This is a genomic window from Pseudomonas sp. 7P_10.2_Bac1 (assembly GCF_025465935.1).
Classification (GTDB): domain Bacteria; phylum Pseudomonadota; class Gammaproteobacteria; order Pseudomonadales; family Pseudomonadaceae; genus Aquipseudomonas.
Genome location: NZ_JANLNV010000061.1, coordinates 32484 through 57910, shown reverse-complemented (window position 1 = coordinate 57910; position 25427 = coordinate 32484). Strand labels below are relative to the sequence as shown.

The 25427-nt window shown below is 57.2% G+C and carries 24 protein-coding genes and 1 tRNA gene; 13 read left to right on the top strand and 12 right to left on the bottom strand.

Annotation, left to right across the window (positions count from 1 at the left end; genetic code table 11):
* Together lolD and NTD86_RS13090 are read left to right on the top strand one after the other, a co-directional pair.
* Window positions 1-684 carry a lipoprotein-releasing ABC transporter ATP-binding protein LolD gene (lolD, locus tag NTD86_RS13095; protein WP_262202829.1) on the top strand — a complete coding sequence of 228 codons (684 nt, stop codon included), beginning with the start codon at window positions 1-3 and terminating at the stop codon, window positions 682-684.
* Between the two features lie 61 nt (window positions 685-745).
* Window positions 746-1990, top strand: a complete 1245-nt coding sequence (locus NTD86_RS13090) for a lipoprotein-releasing ABC transporter permease subunit (protein ID WP_262202828.1) — start codon at window positions 746-748, stop codon at window positions 1988-1990.
* Between the two features lie 319 nt (window positions 1991-2309).
* Here NTD86_RS13090 and NTD86_RS13085 read toward each other — a convergent pair whose 3' ends face one another.
* Window positions 2310-3701, bottom strand: a complete 1392-nt coding sequence (locus tag NTD86_RS13085; RefSeq protein ID WP_315974747.1) for a heavy metal sensor histidine kinase — start codon at window positions 3699-3701, stop codon at window positions 2310-2312.
* Window positions 3701-4381, bottom strand: a complete 681-nt coding sequence (locus NTD86_RS13080) for a heavy metal response regulator transcription factor (protein WP_262202827.1) — start codon at window positions 4379-4381, stop codon at window positions 3701-3703. Before NTD86_RS13080 ends, NTD86_RS13085 begins: the two co-directional genes overlap by 1 nt.
* Window positions 4382-4535: 154 nt before the next feature.
* On the opposite strand from NTD86_RS13080, the gene NTD86_RS13075 reads away from it, so the two are divergent.
* Complete coding sequence (locus tag NTD86_RS13075) at window positions 4536-5057, top strand: cupredoxin family protein (RefSeq protein WP_262202826.1); 522 nt, start codon at window positions 4536-4538, stop codon at window positions 5055-5057.
* A gap of 69 nt (window positions 5058-5126) precedes the next feature.
* Window positions 5127-5957 carry an NADPH-dependent 7-cyano-7-deazaguanine reductase QueF gene (queF, locus tag NTD86_RS13070; protein ID WP_262202824.1) on the top strand — a complete coding sequence of 277 codons (831 nt, stop codon included), beginning with the start codon at window positions 5127-5129 and terminating at the stop codon, window positions 5955-5957.
* A gap of 112 nt (window positions 5958-6069) precedes the next feature.
* Here queF and NTD86_RS13065 read toward each other — a convergent pair whose 3' ends face one another.
* The gene (locus NTD86_RS13065) at window positions 6070-6540 is read right to left on the bottom strand and encodes a peroxiredoxin (RefSeq protein ID WP_262202822.1); all 471 of its coding nucleotides are present in this window, start codon (window positions 6538-6540) and stop codon (window positions 6070-6072) included.
* Between the two features lie 14 nt (window positions 6541-6554).
* Window positions 6555-7115, bottom strand: a complete 561-nt coding sequence (locus NTD86_RS13060; RefSeq protein ID WP_262202820.1) for a glycine cleavage system protein R — start codon at window positions 7113-7115, stop codon at window positions 6555-6557.
* Window positions 7116-7442: 327 nt separating this feature from the next.
* Between NTD86_RS13060 and dapA the strand changes: the two genes are divergently transcribed.
* From dapA to NTD86_RS13030, 6 genes are all read left to right on the top strand, one after another.
* On the top strand, window positions 7443-8321 hold the full coding sequence (gene dapA / locus NTD86_RS13055; protein ID WP_262202818.1) for a 4-hydroxy-tetrahydrodipicolinate synthase: 879 nt from the start codon (window positions 7443-7445) through the stop codon (window positions 8319-8321).
* A gap of 17 nt (window positions 8322-8338) precedes the next feature.
* Window positions 8339-9454: an outer membrane protein assembly factor BamC gene (gene bamC, locus NTD86_RS13050; RefSeq protein WP_262202816.1), complete on the top strand. Its 1116-nt coding sequence runs from the start codon at window positions 8339-8341 to the stop codon at window positions 9452-9454.
* A 4-nt stretch (window positions 9455-9458) separates the two neighbouring features.
* Window positions 9459-10217: an MBL fold metallo-hydrolase gene (locus NTD86_RS13045; protein WP_262202814.1), complete on the top strand. Its 759-nt coding sequence runs from the start codon at window positions 9459-9461 to the stop codon at window positions 10215-10217.
* A gap of 28 nt (window positions 10218-10245) precedes the next feature.
* Window positions 10246-10959: a phosphoribosylaminoimidazolesuccinocarboxamide synthase gene (gene purC / locus NTD86_RS13040; RefSeq protein WP_048368685.1), complete on the top strand. Its 714-nt coding sequence runs from the start codon at window positions 10246-10248 to the stop codon at window positions 10957-10959.
* A 92-nt stretch (window positions 10960-11051) separates the two neighbouring features.
* Window positions 11052-11141 (top strand) — tRNA-Ser (locus NTD86_RS13035).
* Window positions 11142-11441: 300 nt separating this feature from the next.
* Window positions 11442-11915, top strand: coding sequence for a hypothetical protein (locus NTD86_RS13030; RefSeq protein WP_262202811.1), 474 nt, complete (start codon window positions 11442-11444; stop codon window positions 11913-11915).
* Window positions 11916-11935: 20 nt separating this feature from the next.
* Here the strand turns inward: NTD86_RS13030 and NTD86_RS13025 are convergent, their stop codons facing one another.
* The 3 genes from NTD86_RS13025 to mqo all read right to left on the bottom strand — a co-directional run bounded on the left by NTD86_RS13025 (window position 11936) and on the right by mqo (window position 16224).
* Entirely contained in the window at window positions 11936-12910 is a 975-nt protein-coding gene (locus tag NTD86_RS13025) for a sensor domain-containing diguanylate cyclase (RefSeq protein WP_315974746.1), read from the bottom strand.
* Window positions 12897-13727: an alpha/beta fold hydrolase gene (locus tag NTD86_RS13020; protein ID WP_262202809.1), complete on the bottom strand. Its 831-nt coding sequence runs from the start codon at window positions 13725-13727 to the stop codon at window positions 12897-12899. The genes NTD86_RS13025 and NTD86_RS13020 overlap by 14 nt, the downstream gene beginning before the upstream one ends.
* Before the next feature lie 844 nt (window positions 13728-14571).
* The gene (gene mqo / locus NTD86_RS13015; protein WP_262202807.1) at window positions 14572-16224 is read right to left on the bottom strand and encodes a malate dehydrogenase (quinone); all 1653 of its coding nucleotides are present in this window, start codon (window positions 16222-16224) and stop codon (window positions 14572-14574) included.
* Window positions 16225-16982: 758 nt separating this feature from the next.
* Between mqo and NTD86_RS13010 the strand changes: the two genes are divergently transcribed.
* The 3 genes from NTD86_RS13010 to NTD86_RS13000 all read left to right on the top strand — a co-directional run bounded on the left by NTD86_RS13010 (window position 16983) and on the right by NTD86_RS13000 (window position 19864).
* A complete protein-coding gene (locus NTD86_RS13010) occupies window positions 16983-17681 on the top strand; it encodes an alpha/beta hydrolase (protein ID WP_262202841.1) in 699 nt (232 codons plus the stop codon).
* Between the two features lie 75 nt (window positions 17682-17756).
* On the top strand, window positions 17757-18431 hold the full coding sequence (locus tag NTD86_RS13005; protein ID WP_262202805.1) for a heavy metal response regulator transcription factor: 675 nt from the start codon (window positions 17757-17759) through the stop codon (window positions 18429-18431).
* Window positions 18428-19864 (top strand): heavy metal sensor histidine kinase, encoded by a 1437-nt coding sequence (locus NTD86_RS13000; protein WP_262202804.1) that lies wholly within the window; start codon window positions 18428-18430, stop codon window positions 19862-19864. The genes NTD86_RS13005 and NTD86_RS13000 overlap by 4 nt, the downstream gene beginning before the upstream one ends.
* Here NTD86_RS13000 and NTD86_RS12995 read toward each other — a convergent pair.
* The 5 genes from NTD86_RS12995 to NTD86_RS12975 are packed head-to-tail and all read right to left on the bottom strand — an operon-like array spanning window position 19830 to window position 25278.
* The gene (locus NTD86_RS12995; protein ID WP_262202803.1) at window positions 19830-21284 is read right to left on the bottom strand and encodes an amidase; all 1455 of its coding nucleotides are present in this window, start codon (window positions 21282-21284) and stop codon (window positions 19830-19832) included. The genes NTD86_RS13000 and NTD86_RS12995 overlap by 35 nt on opposite strands.
* Before the next feature lie 60 nt (window positions 21285-21344).
* Window positions 21345-22391 carry an extracellular solute-binding protein gene (locus NTD86_RS12990; RefSeq protein WP_262202802.1) on the bottom strand — a complete coding sequence of 349 codons (1047 nt, stop codon included), beginning with the start codon at window positions 22389-22391 and terminating at the stop codon, window positions 21345-21347.
* A 26-nt stretch (window positions 22392-22417) separates the two neighbouring features.
* The gene (locus tag NTD86_RS12985) at window positions 22418-23227 is read right to left on the bottom strand and encodes an ABC transporter permease (protein WP_262202801.1); all 810 of its coding nucleotides are present in this window, start codon (window positions 23225-23227) and stop codon (window positions 22418-22420) included.
* Window positions 23224-24144: an ABC transporter permease gene (locus tag NTD86_RS12980; RefSeq protein ID WP_262202799.1), complete on the bottom strand. Its 921-nt coding sequence runs from the start codon at window positions 24142-24144 to the stop codon at window positions 23224-23226. The genes NTD86_RS12985 and NTD86_RS12980 overlap by 4 nt, the downstream gene beginning before the upstream one ends.
* Before the next feature lie 15 nt (window positions 24145-24159).
* A complete protein-coding gene (locus NTD86_RS12975) occupies window positions 24160-25278 on the bottom strand; it encodes an ABC transporter ATP-binding protein (RefSeq protein WP_262202798.1) in 1119 nt (372 codons plus the stop codon).
* Between the last annotated feature and the right edge of the window lie 149 nt (window positions 25279-25427).

Below are 25427 nucleotides of genomic sequence, written 5' to 3'. Positions count from 1 at the left end.
ATGAAAGAACAATCAGTGTTGAGCTGCCGCGACCTGGGCAAGTCCTACGAGGAAGGCCCGGAGTCGGTCGTGGTGTTGTCGGGCCTGCAACTGGAGTTGCATCCGGGTGAGCGCGTGGCGATTGTCGGCACCTCGGGCTCGGGCAAAAGTACCTTGCTGAACCTGCTCGGCGGCCTGGATACCCCGACCACCGGTAGTGTATGGCTGGCCGGCGAGGAACTCTCGGCGCTGGGCGAAAAGGCCCGTGGCCTGCTACGCAACCGCTCGCTGGGTTTTGTGTATCAGTTTCACCATTTGTTGCCTGAGTTCACTGCACTCGAAAACGTGTGCATGCCGCTGCTGATCGGCAAAACCCCGATCCCCGAAGCGCGGGAGCGGGCGACAGCGTTGCTCAACCGGGTCGGTTTGGGGCATCGGCTGGAGCACAAGCCTGCCGAGTTGTCGGGTGGCGAACGCCAGCGTGTGGCGATTGCCCGGGCACTGGTGAACAAGCCGGGGCTGGTCATGCTCGACGAACCTACCGGTAACCTTGACTCGCACACCGCTCAAGGCATTCAGGACTTGATGCTGGAACTCAGCACCTCGATGCGTACTGCCTTCCTGGTGGTGACTCACGACATGAACCTGGCCCGGCAGATGGATCGCGTGCTGCACCTTCAACAAGGTCGCCTGACCGCGATTTGATCGGCCAAGCCCGGCGCCGAGTGATGGCGTCGGGCCTTTTATTTTTATACGGTGCCCGCGAATGTTCAGACCGTTATCGATTTTTATCGGCACGCGCTATACCCGCGCCAAGCGCCGCAATCGTTTTGTTTCGTTCATCTCCATGACGTCGATGATCGGCCTCGCCCTGGGCGTATTGGCCATGATCGTGGTGTTGTCGGTGATGAACGGTTTCCAGCGTGAAATGAGTAACCGCATCCTTGGCATGGTGCCGCATGCCACCATCGTGGGCGTCAAGCCGATCGATGACTGGCGCCCGGTGGCCGAAGCGGCGATGAAAAACCCCGAAGTCACGGCCGCCGTGCCGTTTACCGAGATGGACGGCATGCTGTCGTTCAAAGGATTGATGCAGCCGATCCAGATCAGCGGTGTTGATCCGGCCCTTGAAGGGCAGGTGTCCATTGTTGCCAAGCACATCGTCCAGGGTAAGCTCGAGGACCTTAAGCCCGGCGAGTTCGGGGTGGTGCTGGGGGATATCACTGCGCGCCGTTTTCGCTTAAGCGTAGGCGACAAGATCACCTTGATCGTGCCGGAGGCCAGTACAGCGCCTGGCGGGATCACCCCGCGCCTGCAGCGTTTGAACGTGGTCGGCATCTTCAAGGTTGGCGCTGAGCTGGATGGTTCGATGGGGCTGGTCAACGTTGCCGATGCGGCAACCATCCAGCATTGGGAGCCGAATCAGGTTCAAAGCGTGCGTCTCGCGGTCAAAGACCTCTACGCTGCGCCGAAGGTGTCGCAGCAAATCGCTGCTGGGCTGGGAGCGGACTACAAGGCCGATGACTGGACCCACACCCAGGGCAGCCTGTTCAGCGCCATGAAAATGGAAAAAACCATGATTGGCCTGTTGTTGTTGATGATCGTTGCGGTAGCGGCGTTCAACATCATCGCCACCTTGATCATGGTGGTGAACGACAAAGGCGCGGACATCGCGATCCTGCGCACCATTGGCGCGACGCCGCGTCAGATCATGGCGATCTTCATGGTCCAGGGCACGGTGATCGGCATCGTCGGTACTTTGATTGGCGGCGTGCTGGGCGTGATTGCTGCGTTGAATGTCAGTGAGTTAGTGGGCTGGATCGAGCGGATTTCCGGGCAGCATATTTTCAGCTCGGACGTCTACTTCGTCAGCAACCTGCCATCAGAACTGCAAGGTGGTGATGTGGCGTTGATCTGCGGTGCGGGCTTTGTATTGAGTTTTCTGGCAACGCTGTACCCGGCGTACCGCGCGGCCAAGGTCGAGCCTGCGCACGCGTTGCGTTACTCCTGATAGCCAAGATCACAACGCCCTCACCCTAACCCTCTCCCGGAGGGAGAGGGGACTGATCGGGGGTTGCCATGGTTTTTCGGTGGCCTGCAAGTGTTTCGTTGAACTCGCACACCACTCGGTCAGCTCATTTCCCTCCGTGAGGGAGAGGGGACTGATCGGGGGGTTGCCATGGTTTTTCGGTGGCCTGAAAGTGTTTCGTTGAACTCGCAAACCACTCGGTCAGCTTATTTTCCCACTGGAAGGGATAGAGGACTGACCGGGGGTTGCCATGGCTTTTCGGTGGCCTGTAAGTGTTTCGTTGAACTCGAAAACCACTCGGTCAGCTCCCTCTCCCTCTGGGAGAGGGTTGGGGTGAGGGCAGCTTTTGAGGCAGTTCAATCACAAATCGCGTCAATCCTTCCTGCGACTCACATCTGATACGCCCACCGTGAGCACGAATGATCGATTGGGTGATGGCCAAACCCAAGCCGGCATGCTCGTTACTGCCTTCACTGCGCGCCGGGTCAGCCCGATAAAAACGGTCAAACAAGCGCGGCAACAGCTCGGGAGCAATCCCGCTACCCGTGTTTTCAATCATGATGCGCCCTGAAGCTGCCGCTTCGCCCATTACCACCTTGATCGTGCCGCCCGGCGGTGTGTAGCGCAGTGCGTTATCCAGCAGGTTGGAGAGGGCGCGCCGCAACATGCTGCGGTCACCGGCGATTCGGGCATTGCCTTCACGGCTCAGTTCTATCTGCGAATCTTCGGCAAGCAGGGTATAGAACTCCAGCAATGAGTCCACCTCATCGGCCATGTTCAAGGGCTCGCGGTGCGGTGTGAGCAGGCCATGGTCGGCCTTGGCCAGGTACAACATGTCGTTGACCAGTTGGGCCATCCATTGCAGCTCTTCGAGGTTGCTGTGTAGCGCCTCTTTGTACGCTTCGATGTCCCGTGGCCGAGTCAGGGTGACCTGGGTGTGGGTCAGCATATTGGACAATGGCGTGCGCAGTTCGTGGGCAATGTCAGCTGAAAACGCTGACAGCCGTTGAAACGAGTCGTCCAGCCGCTCAAGCATTGCATTGAATGCAACCGCCAGCTCAGCCAGTTCGGGCGGCATTTGCGTGTGTGGCAAGCGCGCATTGAGCGAATCTGCCGACACGCTGCCAGCAATCGCGCTCATCCTGCGCAGCGGCCGCAAACCACTGCGCGCAGCCCATGCTCCCAGAATGGCAGTGGCCAGGGCCGAGAGGCCGACGGTGAGCCAGATCAAGTGCTGCATGCGTTGCAGAAAGTGCTGGTGATGGGTGATGTCGAGCAGCAAGGTCAGTTGTGGCACCTCAGGCCCGTCAGATCTTGCGTTAAGCACCCGGTAATCAGTCCCATTGATTTGCAGGCTACTCAGCCCCGGATGGGTGAGCAGGTCTTGTGGCAGGCGCGTTGAGCTGTCAAACCATGTCTGGCCGTCCGGCCCGCGCACGCGTACAGCCAGATCCGGTTGATGGCTGAGGTCTTGTAGCAGCATCGGTACACGTTGCTTGAAGGCGTCAAAGGTGTTGGCGCCGTGCAATGTGTTGCGCAAGACCGCGAGCCGGCTTTCCATCAGTTGCTGGTCCAGTTCGACGAAGTGCGCCTCGCTGGCGCGGTTAAACAACACCCCGGCAAACAAAGAGACCACGGCGGTGCATCCGGCAAACAGCAGGGCCAGCCGCGTACTCAGGGACAGGCGACGCATCAGGGGGCACGCTCTTCAAGCACGTAACCCATGCCACGCACGGTATGGATCAGTTTGTGTTCATGGGGATCGTCGATTTTCAGGCGCAGGCGGCGAATCGCCACTTCGATCACGTTGGTGTCGCTGTCGAAGTTCATGTCCCACACTTGCGAGGCGATCAGGGATTTGGGTAGCACCTCGCCCTGACGACGCATGAGCATCTCCAGGAGGGCAAATTCCTTGGCTGTCAGATCGATGCGCTGGCCGGCGCGTTCGACGCGACGGCGGATCAGATCCAGCCGCAGATCGGCCACTTGCAGGCTGGTTTCTTGCGTGGTGCTGCTGCCGCGCCGCAACAGGCTGCGTATCCGGGCCAGCAATTCAGAAAAAGCGAACGGCTTGATCAGGTAGTCGTCGGCACCCAGTTCCAGGCCGTGTACGCGGTCTTCCACGGCGTCGCGTGCGGTTAAGAACAACACCGGGATGTCCATGCCGGCGCTGCGTACCGCCTTCAGAATCTGCCAGCCATCGCGGCCAGGCAGCATCACATCGAGAATCAGCAGTGAGTAGTCGCCTGTCAGGGCTAAATGCTGGCCAGTGATGCCGTCGGTAGCCAGTTCGGTGACAAAGCCGGCCTCACTCAAGCCCTGGCGCAGGTATTGGCCGGTTTTGGCCTGGTCTTCGACAATCAGTAGTTTCATGGGCAACCCATCACAAAAAATCACCTTAGCCTTATACCGCGCGGCTTTGTTAGAAGGATCAAGCTTACAAAGTTGTAATCTTGCGGTCAGTTGGCTGCCAGTCGCGCAGCTTTAAGGTTGCTCCAAGACTGACTGTAAGTTTCTGGAGGTAAGTATGACGATACATAAACGTTTGTCTCTCGCGGGCTGTTTATTGGCGCTGAGTTTGCCGGTCATGGCATCACCGGCTGAGCATTTTGATTTTGGACATTCGGCGCCCGCCGCCAGTGCCACGCGCACGGTGGAAGTCGACATGACAGACATTGCCTTCAACGCCAAGACGCTCGATGTAAAAGCCGGTGAGACGGTTCGGTTTGTGCTGGTGAATAAAGGCCAACTCCTGCACGAATTCAATCTGGGCCACGCGGCCATGCACGCTGAGCATCAGAAGGAAATGCTCGACATGCAACAGAACGGTCTGTTAACGGCTGTAGGTATCAACCACAAGAACATGGACCACGGTTCGATGGACATGCCGGGCATGAAGCATGATGACCCCAACAGCGTGTTGGTTGAGCCGGGTAAAACCGCCGAACTGACCTGGACCTTTGCCAAGGCCGACAATCTGGAGTTTGCCTGCAATGTGCCGGGCCATTATCAGGCCGGTATGGTGGGCCAACTGAAAATTGCACCTTAAATCGGCCTGATCGTCTGCGGGGGCTGAAAGCCTGTAGAATTGCCGGGTTTTTCTAGCCAGGTTTTTGTCATGCATCCCGCAGCCGAACATTCGCCGCTGGGCAAGTCCAGTGAATACATCAGCACCTACACCCCGTCCTTGCTGTTCCCTATCCCGCGTGCGGCGAAATGGGCTGAGCTTGGGCTGAGCGCCGAAACGCTGCCTTATGTTGGGGTGGATTTCTGGAACTGCTTCGAACTGTCATGGTTGTTGCCATCGGGCAAGCCGGTAGTGGCCATTGGCGAGTTTTGCTTTGCCGCCGATTCGCCGAATATCGTGGAATCCAAGTCTTTCAAGCTGTACCTGAACTCACTCAATCAGACCGTATTTGCTGACAAGCAAAGCGTGGAAGCCACTCTGCAGGCGGATTTGTCAGCCGCATCCGGTAAACCTGTCAGCGTACGTGTGCGCAGTTTGAGCGAGGTTCAGGCAGACGGCGTGGGAGTTTCGCCTGGCGTCTGCATTGATGATTTGGACATTACGGTCAGTGATTACGAGCATCCGCGCCCAGAACTGCTGCAGTGCGATGAGTCGAAAATCGTTGAAGAAAGCCTGCACAGCCACTTGCTCAAGTCCAACTGCCCGGTCACCAGCCAGCCGGATTGGGGCACTGTAGTCGTGCAATATCGGGGCGCTGCGCTGGATCACGCCAGTTTGTTGGCGTATCTGGTGAGCTTTCGCCAGCACTCGGATTTTCATGAGCAGTGTGTCGAGCGGATTTTTCTCGATTTGCAGCGCTTGCTCAAACCCGAGAAATTAACCGTGTATGCGCGCTATGTGCGCCGTGGCGGGCTGGACATCAACCCGTATCGCAGTACCGAAACGGTTGAGTTCCCTAACGTGCGGTTGGTGCGTCAGTAAATACACATCCCACCCGGACGGGTAGGGGCGAAGTGCATTCTGCGGCCTGAACCTGATAACAACTCGGTAAAGCTCCCTCTCCCTTTGGGAGAGGGTAGTAGGCCCGGGTGTTTCAGGCGTTCAGCTTTTTAGCCTGTTCCAGCACTGCCTCAACATGGCCGGGCACTTTTACGCCGCGCCATTCGTGACGCAGGATGCCGTCCTTGTCGATCAGGAAGGTGCTGCGGTCTACGCCCAGGTATTCCTTGCCGTAAAGCTTTTTCAGCTTGATCACATCAAACAGCTGGCAGAGGGCTTCGTCCTTGTCGCTCAGCAGCTCAAACGGAAACGCCTGCTTGGCCTTGAAGTTCTCGTGGGACTTGAGGCTGTCGCGCGATACGCCAAACACTTCAGTGTTGGCCGCCTGGAATTCGGCGTAAAGGTCGCGAAAGCCCTGGCCTTCGGTGGTGCAGCCCGGCGTGCTGTCCTTGGGGTAGAAGTAAATCACCACCTGCTTGCCTTTAAGGGCCGACAGGCTAACGGTTTGCTCTCCGGTCGCCGGGATCTGGAAGTCGCTTACAGGTTGGTCAATTGCAACGGCCATGAGGGGCTCCTTCCTTACATTGGGTTCTGTGGGCGCCATGGTTCGATCAGCGCATCGAGGTTCAATGCGTCGGCGAAATCCAGGAATTGATCGCGCAGCCAACTGATCTGGATGCCAGGCGGCAGGGTCACGGTGAACGTGGCATTGAGCATGGTGCCGCCGGTCTGGGGTGCCTGATAGGTGTCGCAGGTCAGGTTTTCCAGCTCAACGTTGTGGTCCATGAAGAACTGGCACAGCTCGTTGATGATGTCCGAGCGGTAGGCCGAACTTACATAGGCCACGTAAGGCAGCGCTTGCGGGCGTGTTTCAAGAGCCGCGCTGCGCACTACGTTGACATTGAAAGCATGGCGTTTGGCGAGGGAAGGCAGGCCGGCTTCAAGGCGGGCCAGGGCATCCCAGCTACCGGTGATTTCCAGTACCAGTGCGCTGCATTCGCCGTGGCGAGTCAGACGAGAGGTCACGACCGCGCAGCGATTTTCATGGCTGGCCCGGCACAGGACGTTGGTCAGCTCCATGGGATTGGCGCCAAGTGCACTGATGACAAGGAATTGTTCGCGGACTGTGGGGGTGGACATGCAGCCTTCCTAAAACGATGAGCGGTCAGTACGGTCGATTACGTGCGAGTCGCGAATCAGTGCCCAGTAAGCACCCTAAGCCCGCCAGCACGCCGTTTGCGGCAGTTTGCAATCGATGCAAACCGCGTTCTGCAGCGTAGGGGCAGGGCGAGAAATGCTGGCATAAAGGCCTGTAAAACAGACGTTCGCACACATCAGTACCAATCAAAGGATGAAGGGTAGCGAAAAGCAACGCGAAGGGGAATGCTCAAGAGGCGTGCTGTTGCTTGTGCAAGGGTCATGGCGCCAGTACCATTACGGCTCTCTTTTTCCGGCAGGAGCGGTTGCATGATTGCGGGCAGTATGGTGGCACTGGTCACACCTATGGATGCACAAGGTCGTCTGGATTGGGACGCTCTGAGCAAACTGGTGGACTTTCACCTGCAAGAGGGCACCAACGCCATTGTTGCCGTTGGCACCACAGGTGAATCAGCAACACTGGATGTGAACGAACACATCGAAGTGATTCGTCACGTTGTCAAACAGGTGGCAGGGCGTATTCCGGTCATTGCCGGTACAGGCGCCAACTCGACGCGCGAAGCGATCGAGCTGACCACCAATGCGAAGGCCGCGGGCGCAGATGCCTGCCTCTTGGTCACGCCGTATTACAACAAGCCGACCCAGGAAGGCTTGTACCAGCATTTCAAGGCGATCGCCGAAGCGGTCGACATTCCACAGATCCTCTACAACGTTCCGGGCCGCACCGCATGCGACATGCTGCCAGAGACCGTTGTGCGCCTGTCGACGGTGAAAAACATCATCGGCATCAAGGAAGCCACCGGTGACCTGACCCGCGTACCTGCCATCCTGGCCGGTGTGAGCAGTGACTTCCTGGTGTACTCCGGCGACGACGCCACGGCCGTTGAACTGATCCTGCTCGGCGGCAAGGGCAACATCTCGGTAACGGCCAACGTTGCACCGCGTGCCATGAGCGACCTGTGCGCTGCGGCGATGCAGGGTGATGCTGTCAAGGCCCGCGAGATTCACGAAAAACTGATGCCGCTCAATAAAACCTTGTTTATCGAATCCAACCCAATCCCCGTGAAGTGGGCCTTGCATGAGATGGGCTTGATGCCAGACGGTATCCGTCTGCCGCTCACCTGGCTCAGCGAAGCCAATCACGAACCGCTGCGTCAGGCTCTGCGCCAGTCCGGCGTCTTGGTTTAATTGAGGAAGCATTACGCATGAAGCGATTGGCCGGACTTTGCACGCTAGCCGTGGTTATTTCGAGCACCAGCGGCTGCGGTTGGCTGTGGGGCCCAGATGGGTACTTCCGGGACCGTGGCAGCGATTATTTGCAGGCTCAAGAAACAGCACCCATGAAGCTGCCACCGGGCGTCGTCACTGACAAGCGTCTGGTGCCATTGTTGCCTATTCCGGCCAACGTACCGGATGACAACGTCAAGGGCGAGTTTGAAGTGCCGCGTCCACAACCCTTGGCGGCGATTGCCAGTGCCACTGACTACTCCCTGCAAAAAACCGGCGACAGCCGTTGGGTGTTGGCACAGCACGTACCGTCCGAGGTCTGGCCGGTTGCGATGCAATTCTTCCAGGACAATGGCTTCCGTATTGACGAGCAGCGCCCACAAACCGGCGAGTTCACCACGGCCTGGCAGCGTGCTGACGAATTGTCGGCACCGATGGCGCGTCACGTGACCAGCAGCGGCCTGCCTGCCGACAGCGAAACCCGTCTGCGGATCCGCATCGAGCCGGGCGTGCAGCGCAACACCAGCGAAATCTACGTGGTCAGCGCCAACCGTCCTGCGGGCAGCACGGCCAATGTCGATTTCACCCAGGCTTCGGTCAACACCGGCCTGGACGCTGGCCTGGTTGACGAAATGCTGGTCAGCATGAGCCGTAGCGCCGAGAAGGGCGGTTCGGTGTCGCTGCTGGCAGCCCGTGACTTCGATACTCCGGCGCGTGTCAGCCTGAGCGAAGACGGCAGCGGCAACCCGGTATTGAGCCTCACCGAAGACCTGGACCGCGCCTGGTCCAGCGTTGGCCGTGCGCTTGAACAGGGCGAATGGCGCGTTGAAGACATCAACCGCACCTTGGGCCTGTACTACATCAACCTGGCTGAGAAAGCCCAGAAGAAGGATGAGAAACCTGGTTTCTTCTCCAGTCTCTTTGGTGGCAAACCGAGCAAGGAAGAAGTTGAAGCCCGTGCCCAGCGTTATCAGGTTCGCCTGAGCAAGGTCGGTGACAGCGTGCAGGTGACGGTTGAAGAGAACATCAACAAGAGTGCTTCGCCAGAAGTGGCGCGCAAAGTGTTGAGCGAGATTCAAGACAACCTGGGCTGATTTTATGCGTTTTGCCGTTCTCGGCAGTGGTAGCCAAGGGAATGGCACGCTGGTAGCCAGCGACAGCACGTATGTATTGGTCGATTGCGGTTTCTCTCTACGAGAAACCGAGCGCCGCCTGGTTCGGTTGGGCGTCAGCCCACACCAACTGAGCGCGATTCTGGTAACCCACGAACATGCCGATCACGTGCATGGCGTGGGTTTGCTGTCTCGGCGCTACAATTTGCCGGTGTATATGAGCCGTGGCACTCAGCGCGGGATGCGCAAACCCCTGGAGCCGGCCGGTTTTGTGGCAGACGGTGACTCGTTGCAGATCGGCGCCCTGACCATCAGCGTGACCCGTGTGGCACATGATGCACAGGAGCCCACCCAATATGTATTCAGTGATGGTCAGCGGCGCTTTGGTTTGCTGACTGATCTGGGTTCCTATTGCGCGGGTGTGCTGCACAGTTATCGCGATCTGGATGCACTGATGATCGAGGCTAACCACTGCCGCGACCTGCTGGCCCGTGGTCACTACCCCTACTTTCTCAAGCAGCGAGTGGGTGGTCAGGAAGGACATTTGAACAACCACCAGGCCGCAAGCCTGGTGGCCGAGTTGGGCTGGAAAGACCTGCAACACCTGGTACTGGCCCACCTCAGCAGCAAGAACAACCTGCCGCAGCTGGCCCGGCAATGTTTTGTCGACACCCTTGGGTGCGACCCGGACTGGCTGCAACTGGCGGATCAAGATTCAGGGCTCGACTGGCGCACAATCGCCTAGCCCACCAACTTAGCAAGCGGAGCCCATCATGGAAAAACGTGAAGAACTCTATCGCGGTAAAGCGAAATCGGTTTACAAGACTGACGACGAAAACCGCTTGATCCTGTTGTTTCGCAACGACACCTCGGCATTTGATGGCAAGCGCATCGAACAGCTCGACCGTAAAGGCATGGTGAACAACAAGTTCAACGCCTTCATCATGCAGAAACTCGAAGCAGCCGGCGTGCCGACTCAATTCGACAAACTGCTGGGCGACAACGAATGCCTGGTCAAAAAGCTCGACATGATCCCGGTTGAATGCGTAGTGCGTAACTACGCGGCAGGCAGCCTGGTCAAGCGTCTGGGTGTAGAAGAGGGCATGAAGCTCAACCCCTACACCTTTGAGCTGTTCCTCAAGGACGACGCCAAGGGCGACCCGTTCATCAACGAATCCCACGTTGTGGCCTTCGGTTGGGGCACTGCAGAGCAACTGGTTCGCATGAAAGAACTGTCGCTCAAGGTCAATGACGTACTGAACAAACTGTTCGACGACGCCGGCTTGCTGCTGGTGGACTTCAAACTGGAGTTCGGCGTATTCCACGACGGCACCATCGTCCTGGGCGACGAATTCAGCCCGGACGGCTGCCGTCTGTGGGACAAGGCTACTGGCAAGAAAATGGACAAAGACCGTTTCCGTCAGGGCTTGGGCGACGTCATCGAAGCCTACGAAGAAGTTGCAAACCGCCTCGGCGTCCCGCTTTAAGCAGCAAACGCGCGCAAGCAACTGATAGCACGCGATTTTTTTGAAAAAAGGCTTTGCCTGAAATCAAAAGCGTTGATATGATGCGCGCCGTTGGAGAGATGCCAGAGTGGCCGAATGGGACGGATTCGAAATCCGTTGTACTGGCGACAGTACCTAGGGTTCGAATCCCTATCTCTCCGCCATTATTGAACAAGACTAAGCCCCTGAAATTGTTAAAGATTTCAGGGGCTTTTTCGTGGGCGCAGATAAATTAGGACAGTTTTAGGGCGATTATCTGCCTTGCTATCACTCTTAAGGATTTGATGATCCGGCTTCACCCAACGACTATTGGTGTGCTTTCAGGTTTTTTGCTTGCCGGATCTGTGAGTATATTTGCTGCTGATGACTCTATTAAGGTCATTCTTTGCGCCGAAGCCTTTACGTACAAACAGCTTGTAGCTCAAGGGGTTGAGCCAATGAAGTAAGCCAAGGATTGTTGCTCTTTGCTTTACAGTAGTGGTACTCCAAAAGATCAATACCATTTTGAATTGGCGGATGCTTACTTCGTGCGCGTTAAGGTTGACGCGTTAAAATTTGTGCCAATCTTGTTCAAAATGTCTTGTCAAAATAGAGGTTTTTTTAATCCAACAACTGAGTGCTCAGTTGAAGAGTTAAGGGAGAGTGTTGATGCAGCTCTTTCGGCAAATCACGCGTCTTCACTATATGGACAATACAGGGCGAGATGGGTGGCAATGCGTGATGGAACTAAATTGCCTGATAATTCGAAATGGGCTGGACAAGAAATCTATAGTTTCAAGCGAGAGAACGGTACAGATGAGTTGGTTCTTGGCCCTATCAAAGGTCTTCCAACATCCATAGGTCTACTCAATTTTGATGAGAGAGTGGTGACACTGATCCCGCCGAATCACAAAGCCCCATCAGGCGCTCTTCTATTACAACCTGCCAATGCCCTTTGAAAACGAGCGTTGAAGCGCCGTTAATCCATATCGCTAAAGCAAATGGTGCAATTACGCCCGCGCGCTTTGGCTTCATAAACCGCAGCATCAGCCTCGGCAAGCAGAAGGTCGAGGAATATGCCGGTGTCTTGTCTGTTTTGCGCCATGCTGGCAATGCCGATGCTGACGGTGATGGGTTTATTGCCAACCAGGATTTGCACCATGTGGTCGTGTACGCGCTGGGCTGTCCGTTTTGCTTCTTCTTGATCCAGGTTGGGCAGCCACAGGGCAAATTCTTCGCCGCCATGGCGAATGACGGTGTCGTGCTTTCCCGCGCTTTTCAGGAGTTGTTTGGCCAGATGACGGAGCACTTCGTCGCCCTCTGCATGGCCGAAGCAGTCGTTTATTTGCTTGAAAAAATCCACGTCAATCAGTAGCAAGCTGGCGACTGATTCACTGTTCGCGGTGTTCATCCACTGTTTGACATCACGTGTCAGGGCGCGTCGGTTACCCAGGTTGGTTAATGGATCAGTCAGGCTCAGTTGAGCGAACTTGTCAGCCTTGGTTTTCGCCTCCTGCGCATACTGGGAGAGTTTTGCGTTGGCCTTCTGAAGTTCGATGTTCACTTTAGTCAGCTCAATGGCGTTCTCTTGAGCATGCTTGCGCGCCTTGAGCAGTTCGGCTTCAAAGCGCTGGCGTTCTTTGGCCACGAAAAAGAGCCAGATCACTACGCGCTCGCCCTCGGCTTCAATGAGTCGCGCATTGGTCATGACCGGTATCTGTTGCCCGTCCGCGCTCTGCAACTGCATGTAGAGCTCATTGAACTCATGATTTCTCAGGAGTAAGGGCCACGCATAGGTGTGCAGGAAAATACGACTGGCGGGCGGCAGGTAGTAATCCATGTTATCGCTGGATTCAGGCGTCACCAGTTGCTTGAAGTCTCGATTGATATGCAGGACTCGACCACTGCAGCTTGTAACCAATACCGGGCAGGGCAGGTGTTCAAGGTAAAGCAAAGCTGTCACTCCTTGACAGGTATTGACGTAGGGTCGAGGCCACCAAATGCGGGTGGCTCATATGAGCACAATGCCCTTTGACGTCCAGCGTTTCCAACAGGCTGTCTTTGAGGTGTTTCTTCAGGTAATGCCCAACTGAAAACGGCACCAGGGCATCCTCGCGGTGCTGCAAAATGAGGCTCGGTGTTCTGCAAAGGCCCAGCTCTTCCCGAATGTCAGCGAAGAACGTGGCTTGGGCAAACCGCCGCGCCATGACCGGGTCAGTGGAGCAGAAGCTGTCTTTCAATTGAGACGTGTGCGGCTGGTCAGACTCTGAACCTGCGGCCAGTGGAGCAAAATAATGCGCCCAACCAATGTAGTTTTGATCCATCAGTGCCAGCAGTGCTTCGAGATCCTTGCGCTCAAAGCCTCCATGGTAATCAGGTGGGTCATTCAGAAAACACGGTGAAGGGCCTACCAGAATCATTTGTGAGAACAGTTCAGGGCGCTGTATTGAAGCAAGAATGCCAATGCTGCAACTGACGGAATGCCCGACGAAGATCACGTTTTCTGTGAGGCCCAGGGCATCACACACCTCAATCAGGTCCTGGGCATAGCCCGCGAGTGAACCGTAGCGGATGGGGTCAAAGGCGCGCGCATCCGAGCTGCCGCTGCCGACATAATCGAACAGCACTTGCCGGTGAGTGGCACGAAACTCAGGGGTGAGGAGTTGCCACATGTCCTGATTGCAGCCAAATCCGTGCGCGTAAACCATGACTGGAGCATTCGGATCTGTGTGGGGCAGTTGCTTAACGTTGTTGCGCTGAAGGGTACTCACTTGTGCAGCACCTTGGGTATGGATTTATGTGATGACGGGCTCATTGATTGATGTGTGTCGAAATTATGGCGTCATTTTTGCGGCAGTATAAGGCCGATAATGGCTAAATGACATATTCTTTGGTCTTAGTATCTTTGTGTAGACAATATTGTTTTTTGCCAAATGAACATTCAACCATTTTCCAATTGTGTGAGCTCTGTCACTGGGCGGTTATTTTTCATCTAATTAGCAAGTCAATTTCAGACTTTATTTAACATTTTTGTCTTTGTTAGTGCGCGCTATTCGTGTGAAGAATAATCGTTACGTTTAACTCGATATGTTTCTAAATGTGTTTTTTAATGTTTTATATTTAAAATAAGGTTTTACGCGCTCTGGAGCAAGCGTTACTGCAAGGCGAGGGCGGCGTGAGCGCTGTGTGTGATCGATATAAACTATTTATCGCATGGTTGTAATTAAAGTTTGTGTTTGTGGGTGATGTTTATGAGTTTGCTGTATTTAAAGTTCTTTCCGCACTAACTGCTGGGGAATAACTAGTATGTAGACAGCGCTATTAATAATTATTGAGTGAGTGCTGCCTAGTGTGCGATTAACCCGTTTTCATGCAAGGGCTTGTCTGTAACAAGGCAGCCTGAAAGGCTGGATTGATGTCATGCATCTGGCATGAACAGTGAACGTGTGGCGACCGGCTCGCGATTTTCGCACTACATGATTGCGTACGCACCCGCGTACTCGTCAGCAGCCCCTTTTAATTAACCCTGGCACGGCGCTATGTACATCCGCAGGCATAAAAAAGCCCGATGCCAGGTCTCTGGCATCGGGCTTTATGGATCAGTTCACGTCGCTCTTACAGCGCCATGTCCTGAGCCGGTTTGCTTTCCTGTGGTGCCGCTGGCTGAGCCGGGGCGCCGTTGGCAGCCGGGTAGGCAGAAGCGTCGATCACCGGAGGCTTGCTCAGTTGCAGTACGTCAGCGGTGTAGTCCCACTCTTGCTGAACACGCTCTGGCGAGTCATTGAGCTTGGTCCCGTAGCTTGGAACGATCTGGTGCATCTTTGCTTGCCACTCAGGTGTCGCAACCTTGTCTTTGAAGACCTTTTCCAGCACGTCAATCATGATCGGTGGAGCTGTCGAAGCACCTGGGGAGGCACCCAGCAGGCCAGCGATGGTGCGGTCCTGGGAGTAAACGACTTCAGTACCCAGCTTCAAGACACCGCCTTTCTCGGCATCACGCTTGATGATCTGTACGCGTTGACCGGCTTGCCACAGGCGCCAGTCTTCTTTTTTGGCGTGCGGGAAGTACTCTTTCAGCGCGTTGAAGCGGTCGTCATCCGACATCATCAACTGGCCGGCCAGGTACTCGATCAGCGGATACTGCTCAACGCCTACCTTGGTCATCGGCCACACGTTATGGGTCGTGGTGGTCGACAGCAGGTCAAGGTAAGAACCTTCCTTGAGGAACTTGGTAGAGAAGGTCGCGAAAGGTCCGAACAGGATCATGCGCTTGCCGTCCAGCACGCGGGTGTCCAGGTGCGGTACGGACATGGGCGGGGCACCGGTCGAGGCGATACCGTAGGCCTTGGCCATGTGCTGCATGGCGATGTCCTGGTTGTCAGTCACCAGGAACGAGCCGCCTACCGGGAAACCCGCGTAATCGCGAGCTTCAGGGATGTCGGCTTTTTGCAGCAGCTTCAATGCACCGCCGCCGGCGCCGATGAACACGAATTTCGCATCGGTGGCGTGGGTGGTACCGTCTTTCAGGTTTTTGTATTCAACGTGCCAGCCGCCATCTTTGTTGCGAGTGATTTCTTCAACTTCACTCGACAGCTTCAGGCTGAAGTTTGGCTTGGTTTCCAGGGCAGCAACGTACTGGCGAGTGACTTCACCCCAGTTTGCGTCTGTACCGATTGGCGTCCAGGTCGCAGCGATTTTCTGCTTTGGATCACGGCCTTCCATCATCAGCGGAACCCACTGCTTGATTTGCGCCTGATCTTCGCTGTACTGCATGCCCGCGAACAGTGGGCTCTTCTGCAGGGCGGCGTAGCGTTCCTTGAGGAACTTGACGTTGTCATCGCCCCACATGAAGCTCATGTGCGGGGTGGAGTTGATGAAGGAGTGCGGGTTTTTCAACACGCCCGACTTGACCTGCCAAGCCAGGAACTGGCGAGTGACCTGGAAGGCTTCGTTGATCTCGATCGCTTTGGCGATTTCGATCTTGCCGTCTTTGCCGTAAGGGGTGTAGTTGGACTCGGCCAAAGCGGAGTGGCCCGTACCGGCGTTGTTCCAGCCGTTGGAGCTTTCTTTGGCGACGCCATCCAGACGTTCAAGCATTTCCATGGTCCAGCCCGGCTCAAGCTCATTGAGCCAGACGCCCAGGGTGGCGCTCATGATGCCGCCGCCAACCAGTAACACATCGACTTTCTTGGCCTCTGCCGCGTGTGCCTGCATCAGGCTCATCGACAGGGCGAGACCCAGCAGAGTCTTATTCGCTTTATTCAACATACTGTGATTTCCAGGATAGAAGGTCGTCCGCCCGCTGCAAAGGCGAGGATTCCTGGCTCTCGAAGGCCACAAAACAGGGCAATCGAGTAGCAGGCGGGATGGACATACAAGGTCGACAAATCGCATCGACCTTACTTTCGTGCCCCCCTGCGCTGACTTCTTGTACGTTGTCTTCAGCTGCTTGAGAAACAAAGAATATTCGGCCCGGCTTCCTGTCGGTAAACGTCAGGAAGCTAAATCGGTCGCAAAATTTGGACACACATTAACGGCTCCGCCCAGGCAATTCAATGCTGGGGTGCGTCTTATTGCCACTAGGGTCTGTTCCCGTCTCGTTGTAGCAGCGGCCAAAGCCCACGTAGTGCAGGGCTAGGCGCGAGAAGCGTGTTTTGGTTGTTCCCAATTACGTTCGCGAAACCATTTTCTTTGCTATGCGCCTTGTCTGGATAAATGTGACCCAGCGACGCGGCTTGCAATGAAACAGGAACAGCCCCCCCTAGGCCCGGATCAAACTTAAACGATTTAGCTGTTTTGCAGTCTCGGTCACTGTTTGCAGCGTGTTTGGTGAGGTTTCGTGTGGTTACTGTCTGTCAGTTTTCTGTAATCCTTGCGTCACCTGCGTGAGGGATCGGGTTTTTTACAGTAGGGCCTCACTCATTTGTTGGAGAGCCACCATGAAACTTCATGCCGCCTTTGCGCTAGCTGCATTGTCCTTACTCGGTGCTTCGGCCGTGCAGGCTCAGGACGTAGCCCCTGGTGCTATCAAAAACGTGGTGCTGGTGCATGGTCTGTATGCCGATGCGTCCAGTTGGTCCAAGGTCATCAAGCTCCTGCAAGCCAAGGGCCTGCATGTGACAGCTGTGCAAAACCCGACCACCTCGCTGGATGCCGACGTCGATGCCGTCAAGCGCGCGCTGGCGCAGCAGGACGGACCGACCGTACTGGTCGCCCACTCTTACGGCGGCATGGTGATCAGCCAGGCCGGTGATGATCCCAAGGTCAAAGGCCTGGTGTACATCGCAGCGCGTGCGCCGGATGCCGGTGAAGACTACCCAGCGCTGACCAAACAATTCGCGCCGGCCCCTGCCGGAGCTGGCTTGCAGTGGTCGGCAGACGGTTATGGCTTGTTGTCCGAGCAGGCTTTTTTGCATGACTTTGCCGGTGACGTGCCCAAGCAGGAGGCCGAAGTCTACTATGCCGTCCAGCAGCCCATGGGCAAAGCCATCACCCTGGCCAAGACCACAGTAGCGGCCTGGCATGACAAACCCACCTGGTATGCGGTTTCGACCCAGGACCGCACCATCAACCCTGACCTTGAGCGCTTCATGGCCAAACGCATGAATGCCCACACCGTGGAAATCAATTCCAGCCATGTGTCGCTGATTTCCCACCCTAAAGAGGTCGCGCAGTTGATTCTTCAAGCCACCCATGCAACCGATGCGCAAGCGCCGCAAAAATGAAGGGCCGGCGGCGCCTACAGTGTGCGCCGCCGCTCCACTATGCTTGTCGGATTGCCGAGGCCGGGACCCATCGTCATGAAAATCCTGATTATTGAAGACGAAGCCAAAACAGCCGCCTACCTGTGTGCCGGATTGACCGAGGCAGGGTACTCGGTTGATCACGCCGATAACGGCATTGATGGCCTGTACATGGCGCGCGAAGAACCCTACGACCTCATTTTGCTGGATGTGATGCTGCCGCAAATGGACGGCTGGACGGTCATGGAGAAACTGCGGGCACGCCAGCAAACCCCGGTGCTATTCCTCAGTGCGCGCAGTGCCTTGGAAGATCGTCTCAAAGGCCTGGGCCTTGGCGCCGACGAATACCTGGTCAAGCCTTTCTCATTTGCCGAGTTACTGGCAAGGGTGCGCATTATCCTGCGCCGTGGGCAGGTTGAACGCCCCGTGGATACGCTGGACATCGGCGACTTGCAGGTCGACGTGCCCAAGCGCCGGGTGACCCGTGCGGGCCAGCGGCTGGTATTGACCAATCGGGAGTTCAGCTTGCTGCTGTGCTTCATGCAGCGTCGCGACGAAGTCCTGTCACGGAGCCTGTTGGCATCGTTGGTCTGGGACATGAATTTTGACAGCGACACCAACGTGGTCGACGTCGCCGTGCGTCGATTGCGGCAGAAAATCGATGACCCTTTCCCCACCAAACTGATTCATACCGTGCATGGCGTGGGCTATCGCTTCGAGCATGAAGCATGAGCCGCTTGTCACTGACGCTGCGCCTGGCGGTGTTGCTGGCCTGTTTTGGTTTCGGTGCCATGGCCAGCCTGGGGGCCGCCTTGTACTTTGGATTGAAGGCCCAGTTGGCGATGCGCGACGACGCTGCGTTGGTGACGCGGGTGGACCAGATCCGTACCTTGCTGCAAGACGGCGACGCCCGGGAACTGATTCACGACAAGCCGCGGTTGTTTGAAAACATGCTGGGCAACGCCGAATCACTGTTGTTGATAAAACCCGAAAACGGTCCGCCACTGATCACCGTCAACCCCGGTCATCGTAGCCTTCCGGCTATCGATACACTCGACATGGTGGCCCCGGACGCCAGCCTGGCTCTGGCCAATGTCCAGCATGTCGAGGGGGCCGACGGCACCCCGTTCATCTATGTCGGAGCGTGGGTGCGTGGCATCAGTGGGCAACCTGCCTTGCAGGTGATTTCGGGCCGGCTGTTAACAGAGCGCACGCGAACACTCAATGAATATCGCAACACTATCCTGATGTTCTCCGCGCTGGCGGCGGGGCTTATCGCCTTGCTGTCATTTTTGCTGGCCAGACGCAGCATGGCGCCCCTGTACCGACTGGCAGAACGCACTGCCTCGATCAGCGTCGGGACGCTGTCACTGCGCATCGACCCGCAAGGCGCGCCCCGTGAAATCAAGGCGGTCATCATGCCGTTCAATGCCATGCTTGAGCGCCTTGAACGAGGTTTTACCCAGCTCAAACAGGTCAGCGCCGACATGGCTCATGACCTGCGCACCCCGATCGGAAACATGCTCGGCCAGATCGAAGTCGGCCTGGGCAAACCGCGAGACATCGACTACTACCAACGTCTGGTCGGTTCCAACTACGAGGAACTGCAGCGGCTGTCCAAGATGATCGACAACATGCTGTTCCTCGCGCGCACCGAGCACCCGGGAGAAGCCATAGAGCGTGTCGATTTCAACGCTGCCGAAGAACTGGCCAGGATTGGCAACTACTTCGAGGATTTGACTGAAGAGCGCGGCGTGCGACTGGTCTGGTCCGGGGATGGCAACGTGTACGCCGATGTCACCCTGTTTCGCCGTGCGCTGGCCAATCTGGTTGCCAATGCCGTGCGTCATGCGCAGCCCGGCAGTGACATCCAGATGCAGGTGCGGCATGAGGGCGAGCAGAGCATCGTTGAGGTACGCAATCAGGGCGAGACTATCGAGCCCGCCCAGATGGAACGTTTGTTTGACCGGTTTTACCGGGTGGACACCGCCCGTCATCACTCTGCCGAGCGAAGCGGGCTGGGGCTTTCAATCGTCGCCTCGATCATGAAAATGCACGGCGGCCATTGCACTGTCAGCAGTGAGCACGGTGTGACGGTCTTCAGCCTGGTGTTTACAGCCAGACAGGGCCTCAATCCCGCAACAGCGGAGCAGGGCAGCGGGTGAACCATTGGCTGGCCTGCTCGTAGGCGTGGGCCAATTGCAAGACCGCGAAATCGGCCTGATGCCGACCGATGATCTGTAGCCCCATCGGCAGGCCCTGCGCGTTGAAACCAACCTGCACGTTCGCCACCGGGCAACCGGACAGCGTGCCGGGGATCACCACTTCCATCCACCGATGATAGGTGTCCATGGGCACTCCTTCGATGGCAGAGGGCCAATGTATGTGCTTGTCAAAGGCGAACACCTGGGCGCTGGGCAGCAGCAGGTAATCAAAGCGCTCGAACAATGCGCTGAGGGCGCGATACCAGTCGCTGCGCAAGGCCGATGCGGCATAGATGTCGCCTGCGCTGAGTTTCAAGCCGTTCTCGATTTCCCAGCAGGCTTCTGGCTTGAGGTGCGCGCGCTTCTGCGGATCGGCGTAGAGAGCCCCCAGAGAACCCGCCACCAACCAGTGCCGCAAAGTGCGCCAACTGTGCCAGAGCTGCTGCGGGGCGAAGTCCGGTTGTGCCGGTTCAACGTGGCAACCCAGGCTTTTAAAGTCGGCAAAGGCCTGTTCACAGAGCGCGAGAATGCCGTTTTCCATGGGCAGGTAGCCATTGAGGTCACCCAGCCAGCCCAGGCGAGTGCCTTTGAAGTCACGCTCCAATGGCGCGGTAAATACACTGCCAGGCTCGTTGATAGACAGTGGGGCGCGCGGGTCGGCGCCTGCTTGCACTGACAAGAGCAACGCCGCATCCCGCACACTGCGGGCCATCGGGCCTTCATACCCGAGCTGATCGAAGAACAGGTCGGCACTGTCGTCGAAAGGCACGCGCCCCTGGGAGGGCCGGAAGCCGACAATATTGTTGAAGGCCGCCGGGTTGCGCAGCGAACCCATCATGTCGCTGCCATCGGCCACCGGCAGCAAATGCATAGCCAGTGCCGCCGCCGCACCGCCGCTACTGCCACCCGCCGTTTTGGTCGGATCAAACGCGCAGCCTGTCGCACCGAACAAGGGGTTGTAGCTTTGCGAGCCCAGGCCGAATTCCGGGGTGTTGGTCTTGCCGATAATAATCGCGCCGGCAGCCTTGATGCGCTCCACCATGATGCCGTCGCGCTCGGGCACAAAATCCTTGTACAGCGGTGAGCCCAGAGTGGTGAGAATGCCCTTGGTCAGGGACAAGTCCTTGATCGCATGGGGCAGGCCATGCATCCAGCCCCGGTACTCGCCGCGTGCCAGCTCGGCATCGCGCTGGTCCGCCTGGGCCAGCATGTCTTGCGGCGCTTGCAGGCTGACTACTGCATTCACGCAAGGGTTGAAGCGTTCGATATGGCTAAGATAGGCCTGCATCACTTCGCGGCAAGAAACCTGGCGCGAACGGATGCGTTCGGCGAGCTCGTGGGCCTGTAGCAGGACCAGTTCGCTGATGGGATTAGAAGTCATTACACGCTGCCTTTCAGACGGCTGGAAAAACACCCCGCCCTCACGGCGGGGCGGTACCGGTCAACGCATCAGGTTGGTCCACATGCGATCGGCCAGACGAATGGCCCCTTCACCGCAGGTCTGACTGAACACCACCTTGGTGCCCTCAGGAATGTGCAACTCCGGTGCGTCCTTCAGGCCCGCATCGAGGTAGGGCTCCACACCTTTAATCGGGCTCTGGTGCTTGAGGAAGTTCTGGGTCATTGCCGCGTTTTCTGGCTGGCTCATAAACGCAATAAACGCTTTGGCATTTTCCGGGTGCTTGCTGCCGTTCGGGATGACCATGTTGTCGACCCACGCCAGCACACCTTCCTTGGGATAAAGGTATTTCAGACTGGGTTTCATCTCGCGCGCACGCATCGAGGAGCCTCCCCAGAACATCGACATGTCGATTTCACCGGAGGCCAGGTTTTCACGGATTGAGCCCGCTTTTGAGCTGTAGGTCTTAACGAATGGTTTTTGTGCTTTAAGCAGCGTCAGCACCTGCTGCATCTGCTTGGGGTCTTCACTGCACAGTGGAATGTTCAGATACAGGCTGGCCATGTCGATCACGTCGCTGACCGAGTCGAACATGTTAATGCGCCCCTGCAACTCGGTTGGTGGCTCGTACAGCACCTTCAAGCTGTCGGTCGGGCCTTGATAGCGGCCGGTGTCGAGTACCACGCTGGTGGTGCCCCAGATGAAGGGCACCGAATACCCGCCTTGTGGGTCCCAGGTGGGCTTTTTCAGGTTGTCGACGAGGTTCGCGTAGTAGGGCTGATTGACCGGGTCGAAACGGGTCAGCAGGTTTTCCTTGATCAGGATCGGGATGAACTGGTTCGACGGAATCGCCACGTCGTACCCGGCAGCGCCTTGCTTGAGCTTGGCCAACAGGGTTTCGTTGGAATCGTAGGCGTCAACCGTGACTTCGATACCAGTCTGCTTCTGGAACTTGGCCAGGATTTCAGGCGAAAAGTAACCGCTCCAACTCACAACGTTGAGCTTCTCTGCGGCTTGAACGCTGCTGGCCATTGCCAGCGGTAAGGTCAGTGCTAAAGAGGTGCCGATACGTGCAATCAACGTGTTCATGCTAACTCCCACAGTAGGTTCAAGGTTCAAGTGTTTTTCTTGCTCAACAGATAGGAAAGGCTGACAAACAGCACCGAGACGCCAAGGATCAGCGTGGACACGGCGTTGACGTCGGGCGTCACGCCCATGCGCAACAGGCCGAAAATGAAAATTGGCAAAGTGGTGGTGCCCGCCTGCGAGACCATCATTGAGATCACGAAGTTATCCAGCGAGACGATGAACGCCAGCATCAGCCCCGAGATGATGCCGGGCATCAGCAGGGGCAGCGTGACCTTGCGAAAGGTTCGCCAGGGGCCTGCGTAAAGATCCGCCGAAGCTTGCTCCAGCGACAGGTCCATATCGTTGAGGCGGGCGCGGATCGGCAGGTAGGCGAACGGGATGCAGAACACGGTGTGGGCAATGATCAGGTTGCCGTAGCCCAGCGACACGCCCAGGGTGGAGAACAGCGCGAGGGTGGCGACACCCACCACGATCTCGGGCAATACCAGCGGCAGCATGATCGTGCCCATCGACAGGTGCAGGCCCTTGAACTTTGCACCGCGCGAAGTGCCGAGGGCGGCGAGGGTCGCAATGGCCGTGGCGGCGACGCTGGCGCACACCGCAATCAACAGGCTGTTGCTGGCCGCCTGGCGCAAAGCTTGATTGGCAAAGGCGGCGCGGTACCAGTCCAGGCTAAAACCGGTCCAGACCGTTGCCGACTGGTTGGCGTTGAAAGAGAACACCACCAGCACCACGATGGGCGCGTAGAGGTACAGGTAGAACAGCAAGCTGAAGCCGCCGAACCCCGGAAAATCCTGCACACTCAGTCTGTTGCGTTTAAACAGGCGGGGCATCACACACCTCCTTTGGCGAGGCGCTGACGTTCAGCGCGCAGGGCATATACCGTCAGTACCAGCATCACCGTGGCCATCAGCACCAGCGATAGCGCCGCGCCGAAAGGCCAGTTACGCGCGTCACTGAACTGTCTGAAGATCAGGTTGCCGAGCATCAAGCGTGTGCCGCCGCCCAACAGTTCGGGGGCAATCATGGCGCCCAGGCAGGGCACGAAGGTCAGGATCGCGCCAGCGATGATCCCCGGTTTGGCGATCGGCAAGACCACTTTGCGCAAGGTGCGCAGACGCCCGGCGTACAAGTCCTGCGCGGCTTCAAGCAAGCGGATGTCCATTTTTTCCAGCGTGGCGTAGATTGGCAGCACCACAAAGGGCGCGTAGGTGTACACCAGGCCCAACAGGACGGCGCCGTCGGTGTAGAGCATTTGCAGAGGCTGGTCGATGAGGCCCAGCCCTAGCAGGCTGTTATTGACCACCCCGGTATTGCGTAGCAGCAGAATCCAGGCGTACGTGCGGATCAGCAGGTTGGCCCAGAACGGCACGGTGATCAGGAAGATCAGCCAGCCCCGGCGATGCGCGGGCTGCATGGCCAGCCACACCGCCACCGGGAAACCGATCAGCAGGGTGATAAGCGTGGTCAGCCCGGCAATGCCGATAGAGCGCAGCGCAATCATCAGATAAGCATCGGTGAAGGCCAGGCTGTCATCCAGTTGTTGCTCGAACAGCAGCGAGGTGTAGGCCTCGGTGCTGAACACCTTGTTCACACCGCCATACGGATTGGCCTCCATCAGCGAATAGCCGATGACAATCAGGATCGGCACGATCAGAAACAGGCTGATAGCGACCAGGGCAGGGCTGACACCGAGAAAATTCTGGAATGCGCGTCGGCGTTCCAAGGTGCGGGAAATCGGTAAAGCAGGCATGGCAAATCCTCGGACTCAATCGTGCAAGACGCTGGCGCTACCGTGGTCGAACAACAGGCCTGCCTGACTGCCCACGGCATAGCGCTGGTCCGGCTCGACGCTGTTGGGGGTGCGCACGGTCAAAAGTGAACCGTCGCGAAGGCTGACCCGGTATTGCAGGTCGGTGCCGAGGTAGATCTGCGCATCGATGCGACAGGGCAGCGCATGTTCAGTCGCGGCATGCACCAGTCGCAGGCGTTCGGGACGAACGGAGAGCGTCAGCCCGTCGCCCACCGAAACGTTGGTGCAGGGGTGTGCCCCAAGCGGCTGATCGGCTGGCCCGCTGAGCCAGGCCATCCCCGCTTCGACAGCCGTGACGGTGGATTCGATAAAGTTGGTTTCGCCAATGAAGTCCGCGACAAAGCGGTTGCGTGGCCGTTCGTAGATGTCTTCCGGGCGGCCTACCTGCTGCACTTCACCCTCCGACAACACGGCGATGCGGTCAGACATGGTCAGGGCTTCTTCCTGATCATGGGTGACGAAGATAAACGTAATCCCGGTTCTGGCCTGGATGGTTTTCAATTCTTCGCGCATGGCCTGGCGCAGCTTGAGGTCCAGCGCCGACAAGGGCTCGTCAAGCAACAGCACCTTGGGATGCGGTGCCAGGGCGCGGGCCAGAGCCACACGCTGTTGCTGGCCGCCCGACAGTTGTGTGGGCTTGCGCGATGCGAACTTTTCCATTTGAACCAAGGCGAGCATCTCGCGCACGCGCTCGGTAATCTGGCGTTTTTTCAGGACTTTGCCCATCGGATGAGATTCGAGGCCGAAGGCCAGGTTTTCAGCAATGGTCATGTGCGGGAACAGTGCGTAATGCTGGAACACTGTGTTGACCGGTCGTTCGAAGGGGGGGCGTTCAGCGATGTTCTCGCCGTAGAGCAGAATCTCGCCCTCGGTGGGGAATTCGAATCCGGCAATCATTCGCAGCAGGGTGGTTTTGCCACAGCCGGAGGGACCGAGAAGGGTGAAGAATTCGTTGTCACGAATGTCCAGGTCGATGCTTTTTAGTGCCACCGGACCTGCCTGCGGATCACCGTAGACCTTGCGCACTGAGCGGACAGAAACCGCCAGCGTTTGCAGTGAATTCAGGGCATTCATGTTTTACCTCCTGGTTCCCCCTGCCGCAGACAGGCTGTGGACAGCCACCTCGGCGGGTTATGGATATTCTTCTTGGGGCAGGATCGAAATGCGTACTGATGTTTTTTTATTATTCTTTTTGTTCGATTATCAGGCAGAGGTGGCGGGAG

Coding starts and splice junctions, on each gene's coding strand:
- NTD86_RS12975 (WP_262202798.1), bottom strand. CDS start 25,278: ATGAATGCCCTGAATTCACTGCAAACGCTGGCGGTTTCTGTCCGCTCA.
- NTD86_RS13080 (WP_262202827.1), bottom strand. CDS start 4,381: ATGAAACTACTGATTGTCGAAGACCAGGCCAAAACCGGCCAATACCTG.
- NTD86_RS13060 (WP_262202820.1), bottom strand. CDS start 7,115: ATGTCCACCCCCACAGTCCGCGAACAATTCCTTGTCATCAGTGCACTT.
- NTD86_RS13090 (WP_262202828.1), top strand. CDS start 746: ATGTTCAGACCGTTATCGATTTTTATCGGCACGCGCTATACCCGCGCC.
- NTD86_RS12990 (WP_262202802.1), bottom strand. CDS start 22,391: ATGAACACGTTGATTGCACGTATCGGCACCTCTTTAGCACTGACCTTA.
- queF (WP_262202824.1), top strand. CDS start 5,127: ATGCATCCCGCAGCCGAACATTCGCCGCTGGGCAAGTCCAGTGAATAC.
- NTD86_RS13075 (WP_262202826.1), top strand. CDS start 4,536: ATGACGATACATAAACGTTTGTCTCTCGCGGGCTGTTTATTGGCGCTG.
- lolD (WP_262202829.1), top strand. CDS start 1: ATGAAAGAACAATCAGTGTTGAGCTGCCGCGACCTGGGCAAGTCCTAC.
- NTD86_RS13005 (WP_262202805.1), top strand. CDS start 17,757: ATGAAAATCCTGATTATTGAAGACGAAGCCAAAACAGCCGCCTACCTG.
- dapA (WP_262202818.1), top strand. CDS start 7,443: ATGATTGCGGGCAGTATGGTGGCACTGGTCACACCTATGGATGCACAA.
- mqo (WP_262202807.1), bottom strand. CDS start 16,224: ATGTTGAATAAAGCGAATAAGACTCTGCTGGGTCTCGCCCTGTCGATG.
- NTD86_RS13065 (WP_262202822.1), bottom strand. CDS start 6,540: ATGGCCGTTGCAATTGACCAACCTGTAAGCGACTTCCAGATCCCGGCG.
- NTD86_RS12980 (WP_262202799.1), bottom strand. CDS start 24,144: ATGCCTGCTTTACCGATTTCCCGCACCTTGGAACGCCGACGCGCATTC.
- NTD86_RS13085 (WP_315974747.1), bottom strand. CDS start 3,701: ATGCGTCGCCTGTCCCTGAGTACGCGGCTGGCCCTGCTGTTTGCCGGA.
- NTD86_RS12995 (WP_262202803.1), bottom strand. CDS start 21,284: ATGACTTCTAATCCCATCAGCGAACTGGTCCTGCTACAGGCCCACGAG.
- bamC (WP_262202816.1), top strand. CDS start 8,339: ATGAAGCGATTGGCCGGACTTTGCACGCTAGCCGTGGTTATTTCGAGC.
- NTD86_RS13000 (WP_262202804.1), top strand. CDS start 18,428: ATGAGCCGCTTGTCACTGACGCTGCGCCTGGCGGTGTTGCTGGCCTGT.
- NTD86_RS13045 (WP_262202814.1), top strand. CDS start 9,459: ATGCGTTTTGCCGTTCTCGGCAGTGGTAGCCAAGGGAATGGCACGCTG.
- purC (WP_048368685.1), top strand. CDS start 10,246: ATGGAAAAACGTGAAGAACTCTATCGCGGTAAAGCGAAATCGGTTTAC.